Raw genomic sequence first — 17,254 nt, forward strand, 5'->3', positions numbered from 1 at the left:
CGAGATGACTCAGGCCCTGGTGCACGAAATCTCGTCAGAGCTAACACGCATACTCTCCGAGCGCGGCGCACAGGCAAGAGGTCTGGGAGCCGCATATGACGAACTTTGGCAGCTCGCGATCAGGTGCGTAGGGGGCGGCAAACTCCTACGCCCGCGCCTCGTCATGGGCGCATTTGATGCATTCACCGATCATCACCCTGAATCAACGGCGCACCGGGATGCCGCGCTCACCGTTGCTGCAGCGCTTGAGATCCTTCACTACGCGTTTCTCCTGCACGACGACCTCATCGACGAAGACCTGCTGCGCAGAGGACAACCGAACCTGATCGGTCATCTCGCAAACGGAACACTCGGCACACCATACCCGGACTCCTCACAAGCTCAGCGTCTGCACTGGGCCCGCAGCAGCGGTTTGCTCATCGGCGATCTTATGCTGACCATCGCCCACCAAATCTTTGCAAGAGTCCATCTGCCCGAGGCGCAGCGCATCGCATTACTCGATGTGCTCGATGCCACAGTGACTGAGACTGTCGCGGGCGAATACTACGATGTTGGACTCGCTGACCGCTGCCTAGCCCCGAGCTTGGCCGCTGTTCTCGAGATGACGCGCATGAAAACAGCGACCTACACTTTCGAGCTGCCCCTTCGTGTCGCCGCGATTATGGCGGGGACTGACGACCGAACCCAACAGCAGTTGGGCGAGATCGGCCGCCATTTGGGCCTCGCCTTCCAGCTGCAGGACGATCTGCTCTCTGCTTTCAGCATGAGCCTCGCGCACGGCAAGGATCAGTTTTCTGACTTTCGAGAAGGCAAAGAAACAGCACTAATCGCGTTTGCACGAAACACGTCAGTCTGGCCAGCGCTCGCAGAATTGATCGGAGCTGAGGATTTCCGTTACGAGTCCGGGGTTCAAATTCAGCATTTGCTCGTGGAGTGCGGGGCCAAGGGCTTCATGGAGGCGATGGTGAGCGAACGCATCAGCACCGCCATCGCCTCGTTGACTCAGAGCCCCGGAGCGCTGCCAGCCCCAGTGTGCCTTTTCTTACTCGATCTCATCGACTCACTTGACGGGCGCACAACATGACAACCCGAAGAGACAATCTCGCACCGTTTGAGAAGTACAGTCGTGCTTCAGAACGCGCGACGGATCAGATAATTCGCAGCTACTCCACATCCTTTGGTGCCGCCACCAACCTATTGGGTGCCCGCCACCGCCAGCACGTTCGAAACATTTATGGACTGGTGAGGATCGCCGACGAGCTAGTCGATGGTGTGGCAGCCGCCGCGGCACTCTCCCCTGCCACTCAAGCACACCGCTTAAACGCACTCGAGCAGGAAACAGAGACTGCCGTATCGACCGGATACAGCAGCAACCCCGTCGTACAGTCCTTCGCCAACACAGCTCGCCTTTCGGGCATTGACTGCGCGCTGATCCGCCCATTTTTTAAGTCCATGCGCATGGATTTGCCGGCAACAACTTCGTCCTTGCCCGCGAACTTTGCACTTACTTCGCAGATGAACCGATTTGATGCCGCAGCACACGCAGCCTACGTCTACGGGTCAGCCGAGGTAGTGGGGCTCATGTGCTTACGTGTTTTCGTGCAGGGTCAGGCGCGGTCCGCGAGCGACATGTCGAGACTTGAGCATGGGGCCCGCAGCCTCGGAGCGGCCTTCCAGAACGTAAATTTCTTGCGCGACCTCGCCGATGACACTGACCGTCTGCAGCGGAACTATCTCTGCGGAGATGCCCCCTTCACTGAAGCCCTCAAACAGGAGTGGATCGCAACGATCCGGGCACAACTCGCAGAAGCCAATGCAGTCCTGCCGCTGCTCCCAAGCGATGCGCGGGTAGCAGTGGACTGCGCACGTCGTTTGTTTTTGCGGCTGACGAACAAAATTGCTGCGACGCCCGTGGATCAGCTACTCACACAACGTGTCAGAGTTTCGAATCCCGCGAAAGCGTTACTTATTGTCCAGTCCATTTACCCCAGGCGAAAGCTGAGTAGAGTATGACTCGCACGATCGTTATAGGTGGCGGCGTTGCGGGTTTGGCTACCGCCGCTTTACTCGCGCGCGAGGGCCATCGCGTACGTTTGCTGGAGCGCCACGACCGCGTCGGCGGTCGCGCCGGCACGTTCCAAGACCAGGGGTTCAGGTTCGACACCGGGCCGTCGTGGTACCTCATGCCCCGGGTGTTTGAGCACTTCTTTGAGCTCCTCGGAACCTCGAGCGCAGAGCAGCTCGATCTTCGCACCCTTGACCCCGGATATAGCGTTTTCTCAATGCCACAGGAAGATAGGCAGGTGAAGCAGCTGACCATCCCGTTCGGCCTCGATCATGTCACCAATATTTTCGAGGAAGTTGAGCCCGGAAGCTCGGGGCGTCTGCGTAAGTATGTAGAATCCGCTTCGCGCACAACCGACATGGCTGAGCGCTACTTCCTATACAACACGTTCACCAGCTTCCGTTCGTTACTCACACCCGAAGTGCTGCGAGCAGTGCCTCGCCTGATCCCGCTCCTGCTCCGATCGCTCAAGCGCTTCATCGAACCACGCTTCAGCGATCCAGTACTGCGTCAAGTGCTGGGATATCCTGCTGTATTCCTCGGCACCGACCCTCGTCGTGCGCCTTCCATGTACCACCTCATGAGCGCACTCGATCTCGACGACGGCGTGCAGTATCCAATGGGAGGTTTTTGGCGGCTAGTCGGAACGATCGAACAGCTCGCTCTCGACAACGGCGTCGAGATCGTCACAGGGGCCGAAGTTACCGAGATCCTGACTCGACAAGCCTCCGGTGGGGACTTTAGTGCGAGCGGGGTGAGATGGCGGGACCAAGACGGCACAGAGCACATCGAGCATGCCAACACCGTGGTCTCAGCAGCAGACTTGCACCACACCGAGACCGCACTATTACCGAAAGCCGCCCAGAGCTTTCCAGAAAGCTGGTGGCACAAACGCCAGAGCGGGCCGGGAGCCGTTCTTGTGCTCTTAGGCGTATCGGGCAAGCTGCCCCAATTGGGCCATCATTCGCTCTTTTTTACCGACGATTGGGACGCGAACTTCGATGCAATCTTTGGCCCACAGGCCCGCATTCCAGACCCTGCGTCTGTGTATGTATGCAAGCCGAGCGCGACGGACCCGAGCGTTGCGCCAGCAGATGCAGAAAATCTGTTTGTGTTAGTCCCCGTCCCAGCAGACGCGTCGATTGGATCAGGAGGTAACGAGGGTCTCGGCAGCTCAGCAGTCGAGCAGGCCGCAGATCGCGCTATCGATCAGATCGCTCACTGGGCAGGCATCTCTGACCTGCACGATCGAATCGTAGTGCGCCGTACCATTGGTCCCGCCGATTTTGTACAGGACTATTCTTCGTGGAGCGGGGGCATGCTCGGCCCGTCCCACATTTTGAGTCAGAGCGCGATGTTTCGGGCCCAAAATGCATCGAAGCGAGTCAAGGGGCTTTACTATTCCGGCGCAACCACGGCCCCAGGGGTCGGTGTTCCCATGTGTTTGATCAGCGCAGAGCTCGTCCTCAAGCACATTCGTGGCGACAAGACAGCGGGCCCGACAGTTCCTCGCGCAGGCGGTTTCTCACCTCCCGCGCCCGCGCCAAGGGTCAAACTTAAGCGCTCAGCACAGCGAGGGCTGAAATGAAACCGATCCGCATTCGGGTGGCATTCAGCATCGATTGCACCGCTGACGCAGCGTGGAACGCCATGCACTCTTCCTCGGTAGCTGCCACCCTCTACCGCCCGCTGCTACAAATGCAGCCCACAGAACACTCGTTCTCAGCCGCGTTCGCCCCGGGAACACCCGCAGATGTGCGACTCCTCGCATTTGGCAGGCTTCCAGTTGGGCGACAACGCATCCTCATCGAAGACATCACACGCGACCAGCTCCCTCCAGGTTCTCGCACGATGCGCGATTATGGCCGTCCGCTAAGTGGGCCGCTGGCGCTCACGCGCGGCTGGAACCACGAACTGTCGGTCTGGCCAGCGGGCAATTCGACTGCGGTGTGGCACGACGAGCTTACGGTCGCTGGCATATTCGCATACCCATTGTCATTGGCACTCTGGCCCCTTTGGCTGTGGCGCAAGACCAAGATTCGCAGGCTCGCGCACGCTTGGCGCCGGGGCGCGACCGTCACGGACCGATAGCCAGCGAACAATCCGCAGCAGCACAAATGCCCAGGTCACTTAGAAAAGAAACGAAACGGCATGTTCTTCATTCCTGATTCAATGCAATACGTAGCCCTCATGTTGGCCTGCCTCCTGTTGACAGTACCCCTCGAGATAGTTCTGGGTGCGCGCGTGTATCGTCGGCCGCTGCGGCTCTTGCAAGCCGTTCTCGTCACGGTGCTGGTGTTCTCCATTTGGGACATCATCGCGATCAACGCAGGGCTCTGGAGCTACAGCGAACGCTTCACCACCGGTCTGATGCTTCCGTTTGCCCTGCCGCTCGAAGAACTCATCTTTTTTGTGGCGATACCACTGTGCGGGCTGCTCACGTATGAAGCTGTGGGGAGAGTCCTCACATACTTCAAAAAGGTCGTGCACCGCCGCACCCGTTCACATCAGGAGAATGAAAATGCTTGAGTACACCCTGGCCACGATGGTCACGATGGTAGCCGTGGTGCTCTTGGAGGTGCTGTGGTTGCGCACCGGAATCTTTCGGACTGCACAGTACTGGATTTCTCTGTTGATCATGTTCTCGTTCCAGGTACCTGTCGACGGCTGGTTGACGAAGCTTTCAAATCCAATCGTGATCTACAATCCAGACACGATGCTCGGCATCCGCTTCCCTTGGAACATTCCCATCGAGGATTTTGGTTTTGGGTTCGCCATGCTCACACTGACGATCTTGATTTGGAAATCGGCAGGGCGGGGCGCTCGCGAGGCGCGAGCTACCGATGCCCCGGCATTAACAAAGCGAAAGGGTGTTTAACGTGCCGACGTCCAAATTCCACCGGGATCGTCGGGCAGTGCACTTTCCCGGTTCACAAGGAGCTTCGCAGCCGGATCGGCCCCGGCGTGTAGTCGTCATCGGCGGCGGCATCGCAGGCCTGGCCGCAGCGAGCGGTCTCATCGAGCGTGGCGTCTCCGTCGAACTCATCGAACCCGAAGAAAACCTTGGCGGCCGCGTTCGGGCTTGGAACGTCAGTACGCCAGCGGGTGACGTCAGTATGAGCCGCGGGTTTCATGCGTTCTTTCGTCAGTACTACAACCTTCGCAAACTACTCAGCCGGGCCGACGACCTTTCAGAGATCCTGAGACCTGTGGCAGATTATCCAGTGGTTAGCGCCAACGGTGACCGCGATTCGTTTACGCGCATCCCTCGCACACCACCCTGGAATTTCATTTCCTTTGTGCTCAAAAGCCCCACGTTCACGGCTCGAGATCTCACCAAGGTCGATATCGATACCGCTCTGTCACTTCTCGACGTCGATTTTCCTAAGACCTACGCCGACCTTGATCACGTCAGCGCTTCAGACTTTCTCGACAAGTTGCGCTTTCCGGACAGGGCACGCCACCTCGCGCTCGAGGTGTTTGCTCGCAGCTTCTTTGCCGATCCGCGCGAGTTTTCTGCTGGTGAGCTTGTAGCGATGTTTCATAGCTACTTTCTGGGTTCTGCTGAGGGTTTGCTGTTCGACGTGCCACGCGATGATTTCAACACCGCGATATGGAAGCCGCTCAGTGCGGCGCTCGAACGCCAGGGTTTGCAGCGAGTGCGCGGGTCAGTCGCACACATCGAGCACTGCCCCGAGCAGAAAAACTGGTGCGTAACCCTTACAGGTGGCTCCCGCTATGAGGCAGACGCAGTAGTTCTTGCAGCGGGCCCGCAGGCAACGAGAGAGATCGTGACCGCGTCACAGCTCGAGGCCCACAGCGAGAAGGCGCACTTATGGAAGCAACGGGTAGAAGCTACCCAGGTCGCACCACCCTTTGCAGTACTGCGACTGTGGCTTGACGGCCCAGTCAGTCAAGATCGTCCGCCTTTCCTGGGTACAGCTCGCTTCGGACCCCTCGATAACGTGAGTGTGCTCGAACGGTTCGAAGAAGGGGCTCGCGCTTGGGCCGCGGCCAATAACGGTAGCGTCGTAGAGCTTCACGCTTATGCACTTCCGGGTGACTTTCGGGGAGACACGGCGCAAGAACAAGCGCTGGTGAACGAGCTGCGCGCAGAACTTGCTCGCGTATATCCAGAAACCGCGGCGCTTGGCGTCGTCGCTGAAGAACTGCTCATCGAACGCGATTGTGCATTGATCGGCACTGAGTCTTGGCAGGATCGCCCAGAAGTGGCGACCCCGTTACCGGGGCTCATGCTCGCAGGCGACTGGGTGAGATGCGACCTGCCCATCGCACTCATGGAACGTGCCGCCACGACAGGCTGGATAGCCGCGAACAATCTGCTAGAGGCTTGGGGGGTGAAAGGGCACGATCTGTGGAGCGCGCCCTTGAAAGGCCGGCACTGGTGGCCCAGCGCTGCACGAAAGCTTATAGCTCGCGTGCCGGGCTCTCGAACCGCAGGGTGAAGCCGCGCAGTTTGTAGCCTTGCACGAGCGTGTCGAATTCATGATCCGGCTCTCGCTCGAGCGTCGCTCCCGCGGTCAATAGTGACCTCACGAGAGCGTCAGTTTCGAGCAGAGCGAGGTGGGAGCCTGGGCAGCGATGGGGCCCATCGCCGAAGCTCAGCCCGGTGCGTTCAGACGCCGCGAGCTGCCTGGCCGGGCAGGCAGCTTCAGGGTTCGGCTCAAACACCTGCGGGTCACGATTTGCCTGCCGCACGTTGACGTCAACGAGCGCCCCCTCGGAGTGCGGGCACTCGGTCGTTGAAGCCTGCACACGCCGGTAAATGTGCGCGACGGGCGGTTCGAGGCGAATAATTTCGCTCAGAATGGCGATGCGCTCTCGATAGTCACCCTTGAGATACTGCGCACGCAGGGACTCTTCGCGCAAAAGATACAGCATCGTCATGCTCATAAACTCGCGCGTTGTGACCATTCCCGCGGTGCCATACGTCAGACACTCCATGAGAATCTCGCGGGGGCGGTAACCCTGCTCAAGAAGGTGACCGATCACATCGTCTTGCGGCACACGTCGGTGTGCCCGAATCGCGGGTCGTACATCTTTCATATAGAAGGTGAAAAGGGGTGTGAGGGCGTTACGTGCGGCCCGTATCCAGTCTTTGCGTGTGCGTCCGTGATCGCCCCGGGTGTGATCGACTTCGGGCTGTCGAAAAAACGCTTCAAGTCGTTGTGCTAAAGCGGGAACGCTGCTCTGAGTGAGCCCCACGATCTCTGACGCCACCCGCACCGAGAAGTGCAGCGCGAGCTCATCGAGTGCGCAGCCGCCCTGCTGCTGCACGCCCGCAACATACTCCTGCGCGGTACGCTCAATGAACGCTCGATGTTTCATCTCCAGCGTTCGCGGGCTGAAGAACCGCACGAGCTGCCGACGGTGCTCAAGGTGTTCGTCACCATCATCGATTAGGATCGGTCGCCGAGCGAAGAATCGTTGCGGAATACGCTCAGCAGTGAACCCAGCCTGAGTGGTAGCGCGCTGAGCCCGCAGCAGGGTTTGGCTCTCACGCATATTCGTAAGCGCAATGACTTCTTGCTCGGCTCCTTGCCGCTCAGACAAAGTGCTCGCCTAAACTTCGACAGACGCGCGCAATGCACGGGCTGCGCGCGCCCTGTACCAGTGCGTCAGTTCGATGACCGCACGCAGTACGTTTTCAGGCCGCTCCGTGTCCTCGAGATCTGCAAATGTGCTGCGGTAGCCCGCGGGTGTTGCACCGGCCGACTGACGCAGGGCTTCGTGTCCCATCGTCCACTCAGAAAATCGGCGTTCGTGAACGGGCGTTTCGAGGAGCACCCGTAGGTTCGTGTGGCGAGAGTCCGCGCATATCTCACGATATAGGTCTTTGATACTGCGCTCTGGCCCTTCAATGTACTGAAAGAATTTCCCCTGGCGAAATAAGAGGATTCCGGTGATGCCGCGAATCGTGTTCTTTCGCCGGGCGGTGTGCAAGATGTCGTCGAGCGTTGCCTCGTCAACCCCGCTCACTGCATCGCTCGAATACATGAGGGCAAAGAGCTGCCCGCTGGTTACAGTATCGTTTCGGTTCAACTCAGCTCCTCCCCACGTAATGCCAACAATCCGTCACGTTGTGCATGCTCTATGAGGCACGCCTGGGCCGCCTCGAGCGAACTGAACAAGCCCACCTGTTCTGACTGAGCGTTGCACACCTGAAAAATGTCGCTCTCTATGCGATCGACAAATCCTAAGAACCTCATCGACTGTGTGGCGACGTAAAACCCGTCTTCCACGCACGCCCAGACAGCGTGTGCCTCCTCCGAAGAGCGAGATGATTCAGTCTCCACGTCGCTCCATCTCCTCACATGCCGTCATTACACCCACTGTTCAGCGTAGCAGCGGAGGTTTCATTTCAGCTGCGCCTCGACAGGACCTTCACGAAAGCGCGCCCCGCTCTCACGCAGGATCCGGAGAGCCTTCGGTCCAACCCCGTGCAGCGCGAGCAGCTCCTGTTCAGAATGGGTGCCTAATTGGCTCAGCCGGGCGACGCCGATCGACTCGAGCGCAGCTCGAGCGGGCCGCCCGATCTGGGGAAGCTCGTCAGAGACCGACTCAACCCTGTGCGAGATCACGCGCGTAATGAGGTCGATAGGCAGTGGTTCTGTGAGCGGCAACTGCACCGAACCTTTGCCCTGCACGTAGGGCGCGAACTCTTCTGCAAACGCCGCTTGGCCAGCCGGGGTTGCGTAGAGCCCGATGTGCTGTTTGAACCCGCCAAAGTAGATGACTGGGTGGCCGTTGAGCTTGTACCCGATGAGGCCGTAGCTCATTCCCTCGGCTGCGGCGGGGCAGCGCTCACGAACGAGGCCTCGAAGCGTTTGAAGGCGCTGCTGCGTCTGATCTGGAAACTGCGCAAGGTATGCAAGTACATCATCGGACATGGGTGCAGCCTAATTCCCCAGGCTTGAACGGCCAAGCACAGCGACCTGCCCGCTCAGACTTCACGACGCCCGCGTCTTCTGGAGCTTACAGCGCGGCCGTCGTGATGGCGACGAGCGGGTCGGTGGTGGGGGCGCCCGTGGGCGAGCCGCCCGCCTGCTCCACGGTCACCGCGATCGTGTCGCCCGACTCGAAGTCACTCAGAAGCGCAGGCTCGCTCCCGTCTGCGAGCACGCCCGCAGAAATCGGCGTCTCACCGCGCACGAGCCACACCTCAAAGTCTTCGCCGCTGGGCAGCTGCGGCAGCCCATCGGTCACAAGCAGGGCACGGTCGAGACCCTGCGACCAGTGCAGGGTCGCTTCGCCGCCGCCGGCAACCTCGGCGGTCTGCTGCTGCGCGTCACCCGCCCCGGTCACTTCGGCGAGCGCGACCACCGCCGGATCCTCGTGCGTCACCGATCCCAGCAGCTGCGGGCCGAGGGTGATCGCCGCGAACACCGCGAGCGATGCGGCGAGCGCGAACGCACCGGCCACCCACATTCTGCGGCGGCGGCGAACGCGCCGATGCCGAATCGGGGCGGAGCCGCCTGGCTCAGTCGCAGCGGGCTCCGGGCCACCAGTCGCGGGCTCGGGCAGCGCAGGCCCGACGGCCGCGGCCGCACCCGCACCCGCACCCGCACCCGCACCAGATTCCGCCTGCTGCGGCAGTAGCGCGATCTGGTCGAGCAGGCTGGCGCGCAGGCTCGCGGGCGGCTCGGCGCCTGGCACCGCGTCGCCGAGCGCGGCGGTCGTCTCGAGATCGTCGTCGACGATATACCGCCACTCGGGGTGCTCAGTGAGCGCCCGTGTGAACGCGGCCTCGTCTGCTGCGCTGAGCGCGTGCAGGGCGTGGCCCGCCGAAAGCTGTCTAAACTCCCCTAGATTCATGACACCACCTCCAGGGTCTTGCGCAGGCGTGTCAGCCCGTCGCGCATGCGCGTCTTCACTGTGCCCAGCGGAACACCCAGCAACACTGCAATCTCGCTCTGCGAATAGCCCCCAAAGTAAGCGAGCACGAGCGGTTCACGCTGCGCTTCGGGCAGCGCGTGCAACGCCTCAGTGGCCTGCGCCCCGTCGACGAGCAGCTCGACCTGTTCGTCGATCGGCTGACCCGGCGTGCCCAGCTCACGCAGCCCAGCCCGCTCATCGCGGCCCGCCGCGGCGTGCGCCGATCGCACCCGGTCGACCGCGCGTCGGTGCGCGAAGGTGAGCACCCACGCGCGCGCACTCCCCCGATCCGGATCAAACGAACGCGCTTGCTGCCACACCTCGAGAAACACCTCCTGCAGCACTTCCTCGCTCTGGGCGTGATCGATGAGCACGCGCCGGATCAGGCCGAGCGCCCTCGCCGACAGCATGTCGTAGAGGGCGGCGAAGGCCCGCTGGTCGCCGGTGGCGACCCGGGCGAGGGCCGCGTCGGCAGGGTCAGCGGCCGTCCCGTCTTCGGGAATGTCGCAACCGTCGATCACCATCTCCTTCAGCATGCCGTACTCACCCGCTTTCTGCGTGTTTTGCCGGGCGATTCTTAGCCGAATGTGAATGAGTACACTTCGACCCCGACGGGCACCTGCACCTCGAGCGTGCCCGCGGGCGGCGAGTCTTTGCCGAGGAGAGCGTACGAGCGCGGTGTGCCCGAGACCTTGACGGTGCGCTCGCCGGCGGCGTCCGTGACGCGCAGGCTGCCCTCGCCCGCCACGACCATGCGCACCTCACTGGCGCGGTAGTTCAGCCGAATGGCGGCGGTGTCACCGGGCGTCGCGGGGTCGGCGGGGCCTGCGGGGCCTGCGGGTGTCGCGTACTGGCTCTCGACCCGCCAGGAGCCGTCGAGCGCGAAGGAGTCTTGGGGCTGCTCTTGCGGCAGCGTGAACTCGTTCACCCCCGCACCGTAGTCGCCGGGCCCCGCAAAGTTCACGTCTTTCGCGTAGCCGAGAAACGTCTCGGGCGTCGTCGTGCCCACCTGCGGGGTGGTGTCTTTCGTGTCGGTCGTGTCGGGGAGTTTCACCGTCGGGTCTGCGTCTTTGAGCAGCTGCCTGATCATGCGCTCGGTGGAGTCGTAGTTGCCCTCACCAAACGAGATGTGGCGCACCGTGCCCTGCGCGTCGATCAGGTAGTGGGCTGGCCAGTACCTGTTGCGGTAGGCCGTCCACGTGGACAGATTGTTGTCGAGCGCGACCGGGTACTCGATGCCGAACCCGCGGGCGGCGTCTGCCACGTTCTGTGCGTCTTTTTCGAACGCGTACTCGGGTGAATGCACACCGATCACGCGCAGCCCGGCGTCGCGGTACGCGCTATCCCAGGCCACGACGTGCGGAATCGACCGCTGGCAGTTGATGCACGAGTACGCCCAGAAATCGATGAGCACGACCTCACCGCGCAGCTGCGCGAGATCGACGGCGGCGCCTGCAGGCGTGTTGAGCCAGGCCTCAATGCCGCGAATATCGGGGGCGGTGCCGCAACTCTCGAGCTCGGCCGCCCCGTTGCTGCACTTATCAAGCTCACGGTTTTCGGCCGTCACGAGCCCGCCCAGGTCGAGCGCGCGCCTGGCACCCTCGCTCCCCGCAAGCTCCTGCTGGAGCCCTGCGGTGTAATCAGGAATGAGGCGCTGAATGGCCTGGGGAAGATTGAACGCGAGGCCCGCCGCGAGCGCGAGGAGGGCTGCGGCCGCGGTGATCCGGATCGCGCGTTCGCGCTTACGAAACGCCCTGATGCGCTCGGTCAGCCCGCGCCCAGCGAGCGCGAAGGCGAGCAGCGGCAGAGCGACGCCGATCGCGAACGACACGGTGAGCGCGATCGTGCCCGCGCCGATCGTTCCGGTGGAGCCGGCGACGATGATCGCCGCGAGCACCGGGCCCGCACACGGCACAAACACGGCGCCGAGAGCGAGGCCCATGCCGAAGCCGTTGCCGCCGTCATTGACCTTGCGCCGCGGCAGCCACTGGAACGGGCGCTCGAGAATCTGCTCGACTCGGGGAAACAGCATGCCGACGCCGATCAACACAAGAACGGCGACGCCCGCCCAGCGGATCGCGGCCTGCGGCAGCGAGAAGAAGCCGAGAATGATCGAGCCCGCGAGCGTGACCGCCGTGAAGCTCAGCACGAGACCCGCGATCACGAAGTAGGGGCGGCTGCGGGGCGCCGGGATCACCTCGGGGGTTTCACCGACCCTGGCCGACTGGGCGCCCGCCGTCAAAAAGATGACCGGCAGCACCGGCAAGATACACGGCGAGATGCCGGTGATGAGCCCGCCCAGCAGGCCGATAAGCACGGTGTCCATGGTGCCTCCCTTAGTTGCGAGGTATTCGGTGCCGCGGGTCGATCGGATTGCAGCAAAAAGTTTTTTTGGGAATGTGCAATCCGGTTTCGCGGGGGCTCCGAATGAGAGTTAAGCCGCGGGTGACCGTGGTTCCACAACGAGGAGGACATCATGACTACCACCCGCAAGATGATCGGATCGGCTTTCGCACTCACGTTTGCTGGCGCCGTCGCGCTGACCGGTTGCTCGATGAACGCACCCGCCGATGAAGGCACGAAGCAGTCCCAGCAAGACACCAGCAAGGAGCAGACGCCGAAGGAGACGCCTGAGACGGAGGGCAACATGGCAGACCCGGCCGCGAACCTCGTCGGCCCCGGCTGCGCAGCCTACGCTGAGGCGGTGCCCACAGGCGACGGTTCGATCCAGGGCATGTCGCAGGACCCCGTCGCGGTCGCGGCATCGAACAACCCGATGCTCACCACGCTGGTCGCGGCCGTAAGCGGGCAGCTCAACCCGAAGGTTGATCTCGTCGACACCCTGAACGGCGGCGAATTCACCGTGTTTGCGCCGGTCGACGACGCGTTCGGCAAGATTGACGCGGCCACCATCGACGCGCTCAAGACCGACGATGGCCTGCTGTCGAAGATTCTGACCTACCACGTGGTGGCCGGCCAGATCGAGCCCGCCGACATCGCGGGCGGCCACGAGACCGTCGAAGGCCAGGCCCTCGAGGTCACCGGATCGGGCGACAACCTGAAGGTCAACGACGCGAACGTGATCTGCGGTGGTGTGCAGACCGCCAATGCCGTCGTCTACCTCGTCGACTCGGTGTTGATGCCGCCGGCTGAGTAGCCGCCCGGGCGGTTGCTTCGCCCGTAGGGCGCGCGCCCCGGCCCTGGCTTCAATGCCAGTGTCGGGGCACACCCGTGCATCACACCTGTTTGAGCTCGCTTTCAAGGCCCCAAACAATCTCGACAGCGCGACGAATCATGTCGACCCGTTCTGCAACCGATGCGTTCATGGGCCGAAAACCCATCTTGACAGCAACCCAGTCAAGGCTTCCCGCTGCGGCGAGCGCAGCGTGTGCTCGTTCACGCGTGAGTAGGGACGAGGACTCGCCTGCTCCCCCTTGATTAGCGGACGCAAACGGGGGATGGTTGTCTTCCCAGGCAGGGCCGTAGGTGTTCTGAACTGCTGACGCACCTGAGAATACGAACCCGCGCAGGAGGCCGCTCTGCTGCGCCCGTGCAACCTGTTCGGCGACCAGGTCGGCGTCACGCAATTCAATTGCGCATCGGCCCCAGTTCAGGGCGAGGCCAACCGTGCCGCCAACTGTTTCGAGTGCGGCAATCTCATCATCGAGCGAAAGATAGCCCTTTTCGGGGCGTTGGCCCGCGATGAGGGTGTCGCAGTGTTCAATGACCAGGTCTGCACCATTCCAATCCCACGCCGAGATCTGGGCAAGTGAATCGGCAAGCGCGTCGCTACTCCCGTCAGTCGCCAGGGGCGCGCTGTGCAGCTCAACGGAGACAACACTCGCTCGTCCTGAGCGCTGCACGAGACGTTCCACGTCGTCGCGCAAGCGCTTCGCACCGACCAACGCAAGCTCACGGCCTTCGGAGTCGACGGACGCGAGCCCAAAACTAGGGTTAGCTGCGAGGGATCCCACAGCGTGGCCGATCGCCGAAACAACGAGGTCCGCAGAACCAGGAAGGTGTTCAAGCAGCCATGCCTCATCGTGGGCGTGCAACCGCCCCGGCCAGGGAAGCTCGAGCCCACGCACATGATCGAGGCTCAGAACACTGTCGAGGTACTCTGCTTCGAGTTTCGGTTGCCACCCGGTCAGTGACGGTGATGCAGCGTACGCGCCGACGATAATGCTCATACAAAGGACTCCTGTTTCGTTTGCTCCTGCGTTGAACACACGGGCAGTGAGCGCCCGTAGAGGAGGCATCTCCAATATGCATTGAACCACACTGTGAAATAGGCATTGCGCTGAAGCCGTTGTCGCCAGCAGGTCGGTGAGGCTTGCATCGCCCCATCAGGAACAGTTGTAGACCCGGCCTCAATAACCGCCGGTGCCCGGCCAACGTCCGACATGGGTCGGGTGAAGGCTGCGGTGCGGCGTGACCACTTGCAGTCGGCGGAACCAAAGCATCCTTCGCAGCGCACCGCGCAAGCAGTACTGCCAGTAGTAATCCTTTTTGGTATACTTCTGACATGGCCGAGGTGTTGACGTATCTAGAGCGACTGCGTGAGATCGCTTTAGATCAGCACGGCTTTGTGACTGCAGCTCAGGCAGTCGAAGATGGCATCCCGAAGACCGAGCTCCCTAAGCTCGCAGCTCGCGGGCGCGTTGAGCGGATCCTGCACGGCGTGTATCGCGTTCCTCAGGTGACGGCAACGCCTCATGACAACCTGGCACTCGCGGTGCTGTGGACCGGCGCACCAGAGGCCTGCCTCTCGCACGAGACTGCTCTAGCTGCGTGGTCCGTGAGTGACGTAAATCCTGAGCGCATTCATCTCACCGTAACGCGCAATCGTCGAATACGCCGTTCGGGCGGAGAACGATATGTCATTCACCGTCGCGACCTCGCCTCGAAACAGCGGACATGGTGGGAAGGGATTCCGATTACCGACCTGCAGACAACAATTGAGGATTGCATTAGAACGGGGACAGCGACCTATCTGATTCGACAGGCCATTGAGCGAGGCGGCCGCACAAGCCTGCTCTCCGCGACTGCAGGTAGGCAGCTTGAATCTCTACTCGATGCCCGTGATTATGAAGCGGTGAAAGCATGAATCTCTCAGAAGCCATTGGTCAGCTGCACCCCAAAGACAAAGCCCCTAATTCAGCTCGCGTGCTCAATACGTGGATCGCACAGGCGGAGCGGCGGCTCGAATCTGATGGCGGACGTCTCGGGTGGCTCGTGGCTTCAACCGTTGTCGCTGCAGCACTGCAGCAGGCAGTGGACACTCAGGGACGCCCCTATTTCTTACTCAAGGGTGGGACACTGTTGCAGCATCGTTTGCCGCAGTTCTCACGTGCGACAACTGATCTCGATGGGTTGATCAGAGGGGATATTGACAACTTCTTGGATGCCCTCGACAAGACCCTCGCAGAACCGTTTGGACCTCTGCAATTGAGGCGGGACGAGATCGAAATAATCCGTGTTCCCCACAAGGTCATCAAACCGCGGCGTTTTGATATTGTCGCTCTTTTGAATGGGCAAACGTGGCGTCGCATGCAGGTCGAGATCTCCCCCGACGAAGGCAATGCAGGCGAATACTCAGAACCGGTTGCTGCGCCTTCGCTTGCTGGGTTCGGGCTGCCCTCGCCAGATCATCTAGCTGGGCTGTCCATGAGATACCAAATCGCACAAAAGGTTCATGCAGTTACCGATCCTCACAATCCACCAGCCGCAGTAAATGATCGAGCTCGCGATGTCGTCGATCTACTTCTGCTTCGCAGCATCGTCCAAGATAGCGGATACCCTGCGCCCGAAGAGATCCGAGCCGCGATCACCGACACCTTCGATGCACGCGCAAGCGAAGCAATCACCGCAGGTGGCACTCCACGCCCTTGGCCCGCAAAACTCACCGCTTACCCGCACTGGGCAACCGCGTACGCTTCGGCGGCCAACTCTGCGCGCTTTCCACTCCCGATGGCCGAGGCTGTAACAGAAGTCAACAACTGGCTCGAACAAATCGAATCTTCCTAGACTCAATGTCGGTTTGGCCTGACTCGTGCCACTGTTTCAGACTTCGGGGAAGGTGCGCGCCCCCCCTCCATGCCGCATCGCGCGGATATTCCTGTTCATCTCGCGCCCCTCGACCTCTCGACTGGGAGCATGAAAAACGCCCCTGATTCGCGAAAACTCGCAAATCAGGGGCGCTGTTACGCAACAATGGATCCTGCGACTCGCTACGCTCGCGCAGGATGACGTGACAAGACTGACTGCGCGCAGGACGACGAGCGTTGCCAGTTAGCAGGATGACTTTGTTAGAAGTCCCAGTCCTCGTCTTCGGTGGCTTCCGCCTTGCCAATGACGTACGACGAACCGCTGCCCGAGAAGAAGTCGTGGTTCTCGTCTGCGTTAGGCGAAAGCGACGACATGATCGCCGGGTTGACGTCGCACATCTCCTTGGGGAACATCGGCTCGTAACCGAGGTTCATGAGCGCCTTGTTGGCGTTGTAGTGCAAGAACTTCTTGACGTCTTCGGTGAGGCCTACGGGATCATAGAGATCCTGCGTGTAGAGCACCTCGTTCTCGTAGAGCTCGTACATGAGGTCGAACGTGTACGCCTTGAGCTCTTCCTGACGCTCGGGCGTCTCATTGGCGACGCTCTGCTGGTACTTGTAGCCGATGTAGTAGCCATGCACGGCCTCGTCGCGAATGATGAGGCGAATCAGGTCTGCCGTGTTCGTGAGCTTCGCCTTCGACGACCAGTAGATCGGCAGGTAGAAGCCCGAGTAGAACAGGAACGACTCAAGCAGGGTCGAAGCAACCTTGCGCTTGAGCGGGTCGTCGCCTTCGTAGTAGTCGACGATGATCTGTGCCTTCTTCTGAAGGTACTGGTTCTCGACCGACCAGCGGAACGCGTCGTCGATCTCTTGTGTCGAGCAGAGCGTCGAGAAGATCGACGAGTAGCTCTTGGCGTGCACCGACTCCATGAACGCGATATTCGTGAGCACGGCTTCCTCGTGCGGGGTGATCGCATCGGGGATCAGCGAGACCGCGCCGACGGTGCCCTGGATCGTGTCAAGCAGGGTAAGGCCGGTGAAGACGCGCTCAGTGAGGCGCTTCTCGTCATCGGTGAACGTCGCCCACGACTGCACGTCGTTCGACAGCGGCACCTTCTCGGGCAACCAGAAGTTGTTGACGAGGCGGTTCCAGACCTCAAGGTCCTTTTCGTCCTCGATGCGGTTCCAGTTGATCGCCTGTACCGCGTGGCCCAGCTTGAACGGCTTCGGGTTCATCGTTTCC

At 61.3% G+C, this 17,254-nt stretch carries 18 protein-coding genes; 10 read left to right on the forward strand and 8 right to left on the reverse strand.

Annotated features, from left to right (window positions below; genetic code table 11):
* Nucleotides 1-4: 4 nt before the first annotated feature.
* Genes ACXR2T_RS07405 through ACXR2T_RS07435 form a run of 7 tightly spaced genes read left to right on the forward strand, consistent with a single transcriptional unit; the run spans nt 5 to nt 6,531 of the window.
* A complete protein-coding gene (locus ACXR2T_RS07405; protein WP_458840190.1) occupies nt 5-1,084 on the forward strand; it encodes a polyprenyl synthetase family protein in 1,080 nt (359 codons plus the stop codon).
* Nucleotides 1,081-2,013, forward strand: a complete 933-nt coding sequence (locus tag ACXR2T_RS07410) for a phytoene/squalene synthase family protein (RefSeq protein WP_458840170.1) — start codon at nt 1,081-1,083, stop codon at nt 2,011-2,013. The genes ACXR2T_RS07405 and ACXR2T_RS07410 overlap by 4 nt, the downstream gene beginning before the upstream one ends.
* Nucleotides 2,010-3,653, forward strand: a complete 1,644-nt coding sequence (gene crtI, locus ACXR2T_RS07415) for a phytoene desaturase family protein (RefSeq protein ID WP_458816385.1) — start codon at nt 2,010-2,012, stop codon at nt 3,651-3,653. Before ACXR2T_RS07410 ends, crtI begins: the two co-directional genes overlap by 4 nt.
* Nucleotides 3,650-4,156 carry a hypothetical protein gene (locus ACXR2T_RS07420; protein ID WP_458816383.1) on the forward strand — a complete coding sequence of 169 codons (507 nt, stop codon included), beginning with the start codon at nt 3,650-3,652 and terminating at the stop codon, nt 4,154-4,156. The genes crtI and ACXR2T_RS07420 overlap by 4 nt, the downstream gene beginning before the upstream one ends.
* 60 nt (nt 4,157-4,216) lie before the next feature.
* Nucleotides 4,217-4,594 carry a lycopene cyclase domain-containing protein gene (locus tag ACXR2T_RS07425; RefSeq protein ID WP_458816381.1) on the forward strand — a complete coding sequence of 126 codons (378 nt, stop codon included), beginning with the start codon at nt 4,217-4,219 and terminating at the stop codon, nt 4,592-4,594.
* The gene (locus ACXR2T_RS07430; RefSeq protein ID WP_458840172.1) at nt 4,587-4,943 is read left to right on the forward strand and encodes a lycopene cyclase domain-containing protein; all 357 of its coding nucleotides are present in this window, start codon (nt 4,587-4,589) and stop codon (nt 4,941-4,943) included. The genes ACXR2T_RS07425 and ACXR2T_RS07430 overlap by 8 nt, the downstream gene beginning before the upstream one ends.
* A gap of 1 nt (nt 4,944) precedes the next feature.
* Nucleotides 4,945-6,531, forward strand: coding sequence for an FAD-dependent oxidoreductase (locus ACXR2T_RS07435; RefSeq protein ID WP_458816377.1), 1,587 nt, complete (start codon nt 4,945-4,947; stop codon nt 6,529-6,531).
* Here ACXR2T_RS07435 and ACXR2T_RS07440 read toward each other — a convergent pair.
* From ACXR2T_RS07440 to ACXR2T_RS07465, 6 genes are all read right to left on the reverse strand, one after another.
* A complete protein-coding gene (locus ACXR2T_RS07440; protein WP_458816375.1) occupies nt 6,494-7,639 on the reverse strand; it encodes a cytochrome P450 in 1,146 nt (381 codons plus the stop codon). The genes ACXR2T_RS07435 and ACXR2T_RS07440 overlap by 38 nt on opposite strands.
* 9 nt (nt 7,640-7,648) lie before the next feature.
* On the reverse strand, nt 7,649-8,128 hold the full coding sequence (locus ACXR2T_RS07445) for a BLUF domain-containing protein (protein ID WP_458840176.1): 480 nt from the start codon (nt 8,126-8,128) through the stop codon (nt 7,649-7,651).
* A gap of 314 nt (nt 8,129-8,442) precedes the next feature.
* Entirely contained in the window at nt 8,443-8,976 is a 534-nt protein-coding gene (locus tag ACXR2T_RS07450; RefSeq protein WP_458840177.1) for a DUF1801 domain-containing protein, read from the reverse strand.
* A gap of 85 nt (nt 8,977-9,061) precedes the next feature.
* Nucleotides 9,062-9,901, reverse strand: coding sequence for an anti-sigma factor (locus ACXR2T_RS07455; RefSeq protein WP_458840179.1), 840 nt, complete (start codon nt 9,899-9,901; stop codon nt 9,062-9,064).
* On the reverse strand, nt 9,898-10,497 hold the full coding sequence (gene sigK, locus ACXR2T_RS07460) for an ECF RNA polymerase sigma factor SigK (protein ID WP_458816367.1): 600 nt from the start codon (nt 10,495-10,497) through the stop codon (nt 9,898-9,900). The genes ACXR2T_RS07455 and sigK overlap by 4 nt, the downstream gene beginning before the upstream one ends.
* A 41-nt stretch (nt 10,498-10,538) precedes the next feature.
* Nucleotides 10,539-12,287, reverse strand: coding sequence for a cytochrome c biogenesis protein DipZ (locus ACXR2T_RS07465; protein WP_458840181.1), 1,749 nt, complete (start codon nt 12,285-12,287; stop codon nt 10,539-10,541).
* Between the two features lie 150 nt (nt 12,288-12,437).
* On the opposite strand from ACXR2T_RS07465, the gene ACXR2T_RS07470 reads away from it, so the two are divergent.
* Nucleotides 12,438-13,118, forward strand: a complete 681-nt coding sequence (locus tag ACXR2T_RS07470; RefSeq protein WP_458840182.1) for a fasciclin domain-containing protein — start codon at nt 12,438-12,440, stop codon at nt 13,116-13,118.
* 79 nt (nt 13,119-13,197) lie between these two features.
* Here the strand turns inward: ACXR2T_RS07470 and ACXR2T_RS07475 are convergent, their stop codons facing one another.
* Complete coding sequence (locus ACXR2T_RS07475) at nt 13,198-14,151, reverse strand: DUF4862 family protein (protein ID WP_458840183.1); 954 nt, start codon at nt 14,149-14,151, stop codon at nt 13,198-13,200.
* 335 nt (nt 14,152-14,486) lie between these two features.
* Here ACXR2T_RS07475 and ACXR2T_RS07480 point away from each other — a divergent pair, with 335 nt between their 5' ends.
* Nucleotides 14,487-15,068: a type IV toxin-antitoxin system AbiEi family antitoxin domain-containing protein gene (locus tag ACXR2T_RS07480; protein ID WP_458840184.1), complete on the forward strand. Its 582-nt coding sequence runs from the start codon at nt 14,487-14,489 to the stop codon at nt 15,066-15,068.
* Nucleotides 15,065-15,988: a nucleotidyl transferase AbiEii/AbiGii toxin family protein gene (locus tag ACXR2T_RS07485; RefSeq protein WP_458840186.1), complete on the forward strand. Its 924-nt coding sequence runs from the start codon at nt 15,065-15,067 to the stop codon at nt 15,986-15,988. The genes ACXR2T_RS07480 and ACXR2T_RS07485 overlap by 4 nt, the downstream gene beginning before the upstream one ends.
* 281 nt (nt 15,989-16,269) lie before the next feature.
* Here ACXR2T_RS07485 and nrdF read toward each other — a convergent pair whose 3' ends face one another.
* Nucleotides 16,270-17,247: a class 1b ribonucleoside-diphosphate reductase subunit beta gene (nrdF, locus tag ACXR2T_RS07490; protein ID WP_458817032.1), complete on the reverse strand. Its 978-nt coding sequence runs from the start codon at nt 17,245-17,247 to the stop codon at nt 16,270-16,272.
* Between the last annotated feature and the right edge of the window lie 7 nt (nt 17,248-17,254).

Source organism: Leucobacter faecis (assembly GCF_054456635.2).

Coding starts and splice junctions, on each gene's coding strand:
- ACXR2T_RS07420 (WP_458816383.1), top strand. CDS start 3,650: ATGAAACCGATCCGCATTCGGGTGGCATTCAGCATCGATTGCACCGCT.
- ACXR2T_RS07470 (WP_458840182.1), top strand. CDS start 12,438: ATGACTACCACCCGCAAGATGATCGGATCGGCTTTCGCACTCACGTTT.
- crtI (WP_458816385.1), top strand. CDS start 2,010: ATGACTCGCACGATCGTTATAGGTGGCGGCGTTGCGGGTTTGGCTACC.
- ACXR2T_RS07410 (WP_458840170.1), top strand. CDS start 1,081: ATGACAACCCGAAGAGACAATCTCGCACCGTTTGAGAAGTACAGTCGT.
- ACXR2T_RS07450 (WP_458840177.1), bottom strand. CDS start 8,976: ATGTCCGATGATGTACTTGCATACCTTGCGCAGTTTCCAGATCAGACG.
- ACXR2T_RS07465 (WP_458840181.1), bottom strand. CDS start 12,287: ATGGACACCGTGCTTATCGGCCTGCTGGGCGGGCTCATCACCGGCATC.
- ACXR2T_RS07425 (WP_458816381.1), top strand. CDS start 4,217: ATGTTCTTCATTCCTGATTCAATGCAATACGTAGCCCTCATGTTGGCC.
- ACXR2T_RS07485 (WP_458840186.1), top strand. CDS start 15,065: ATGAATCTCTCAGAAGCCATTGGTCAGCTGCACCCCAAAGACAAAGCC.
- ACXR2T_RS07480 (WP_458840184.1), top strand. CDS start 14,487: ATGGCCGAGGTGTTGACGTATCTAGAGCGACTGCGTGAGATCGCTTTA.
- ACXR2T_RS07430 (WP_458840172.1), top strand. CDS start 4,587: ATGCTTGAGTACACCCTGGCCACGATGGTCACGATGGTAGCCGTGGTG.
- ACXR2T_RS07475 (WP_458840183.1), bottom strand. CDS start 14,151: ATGAGCATTATCGTCGGCGCGTACGCTGCATCACCGTCACTGACCGGG.
- ACXR2T_RS07455 (WP_458840179.1), bottom strand. CDS start 9,901: ATGAATCTAGGGGAGTTTAGACAGCTTTCGGCGGGCCACGCCCTGCAC.
- ACXR2T_RS07405 (WP_458840190.1), top strand. CDS start 5: ATGACTCAGGCCCTGGTGCACGAAATCTCGTCAGAGCTAACACGCATA.
- nrdF (WP_458817032.1), bottom strand. CDS start 17,247: ATGAACCCGAAGCCGTTCAAGCTGGGCCACGCGGTACAGGCGATCAAC.
- sigK (WP_458816367.1), bottom strand. CDS start 10,497: ATGCTGAAGGAGATGGTGATCGACGGTTGCGACATTCCCGAAGACGGG.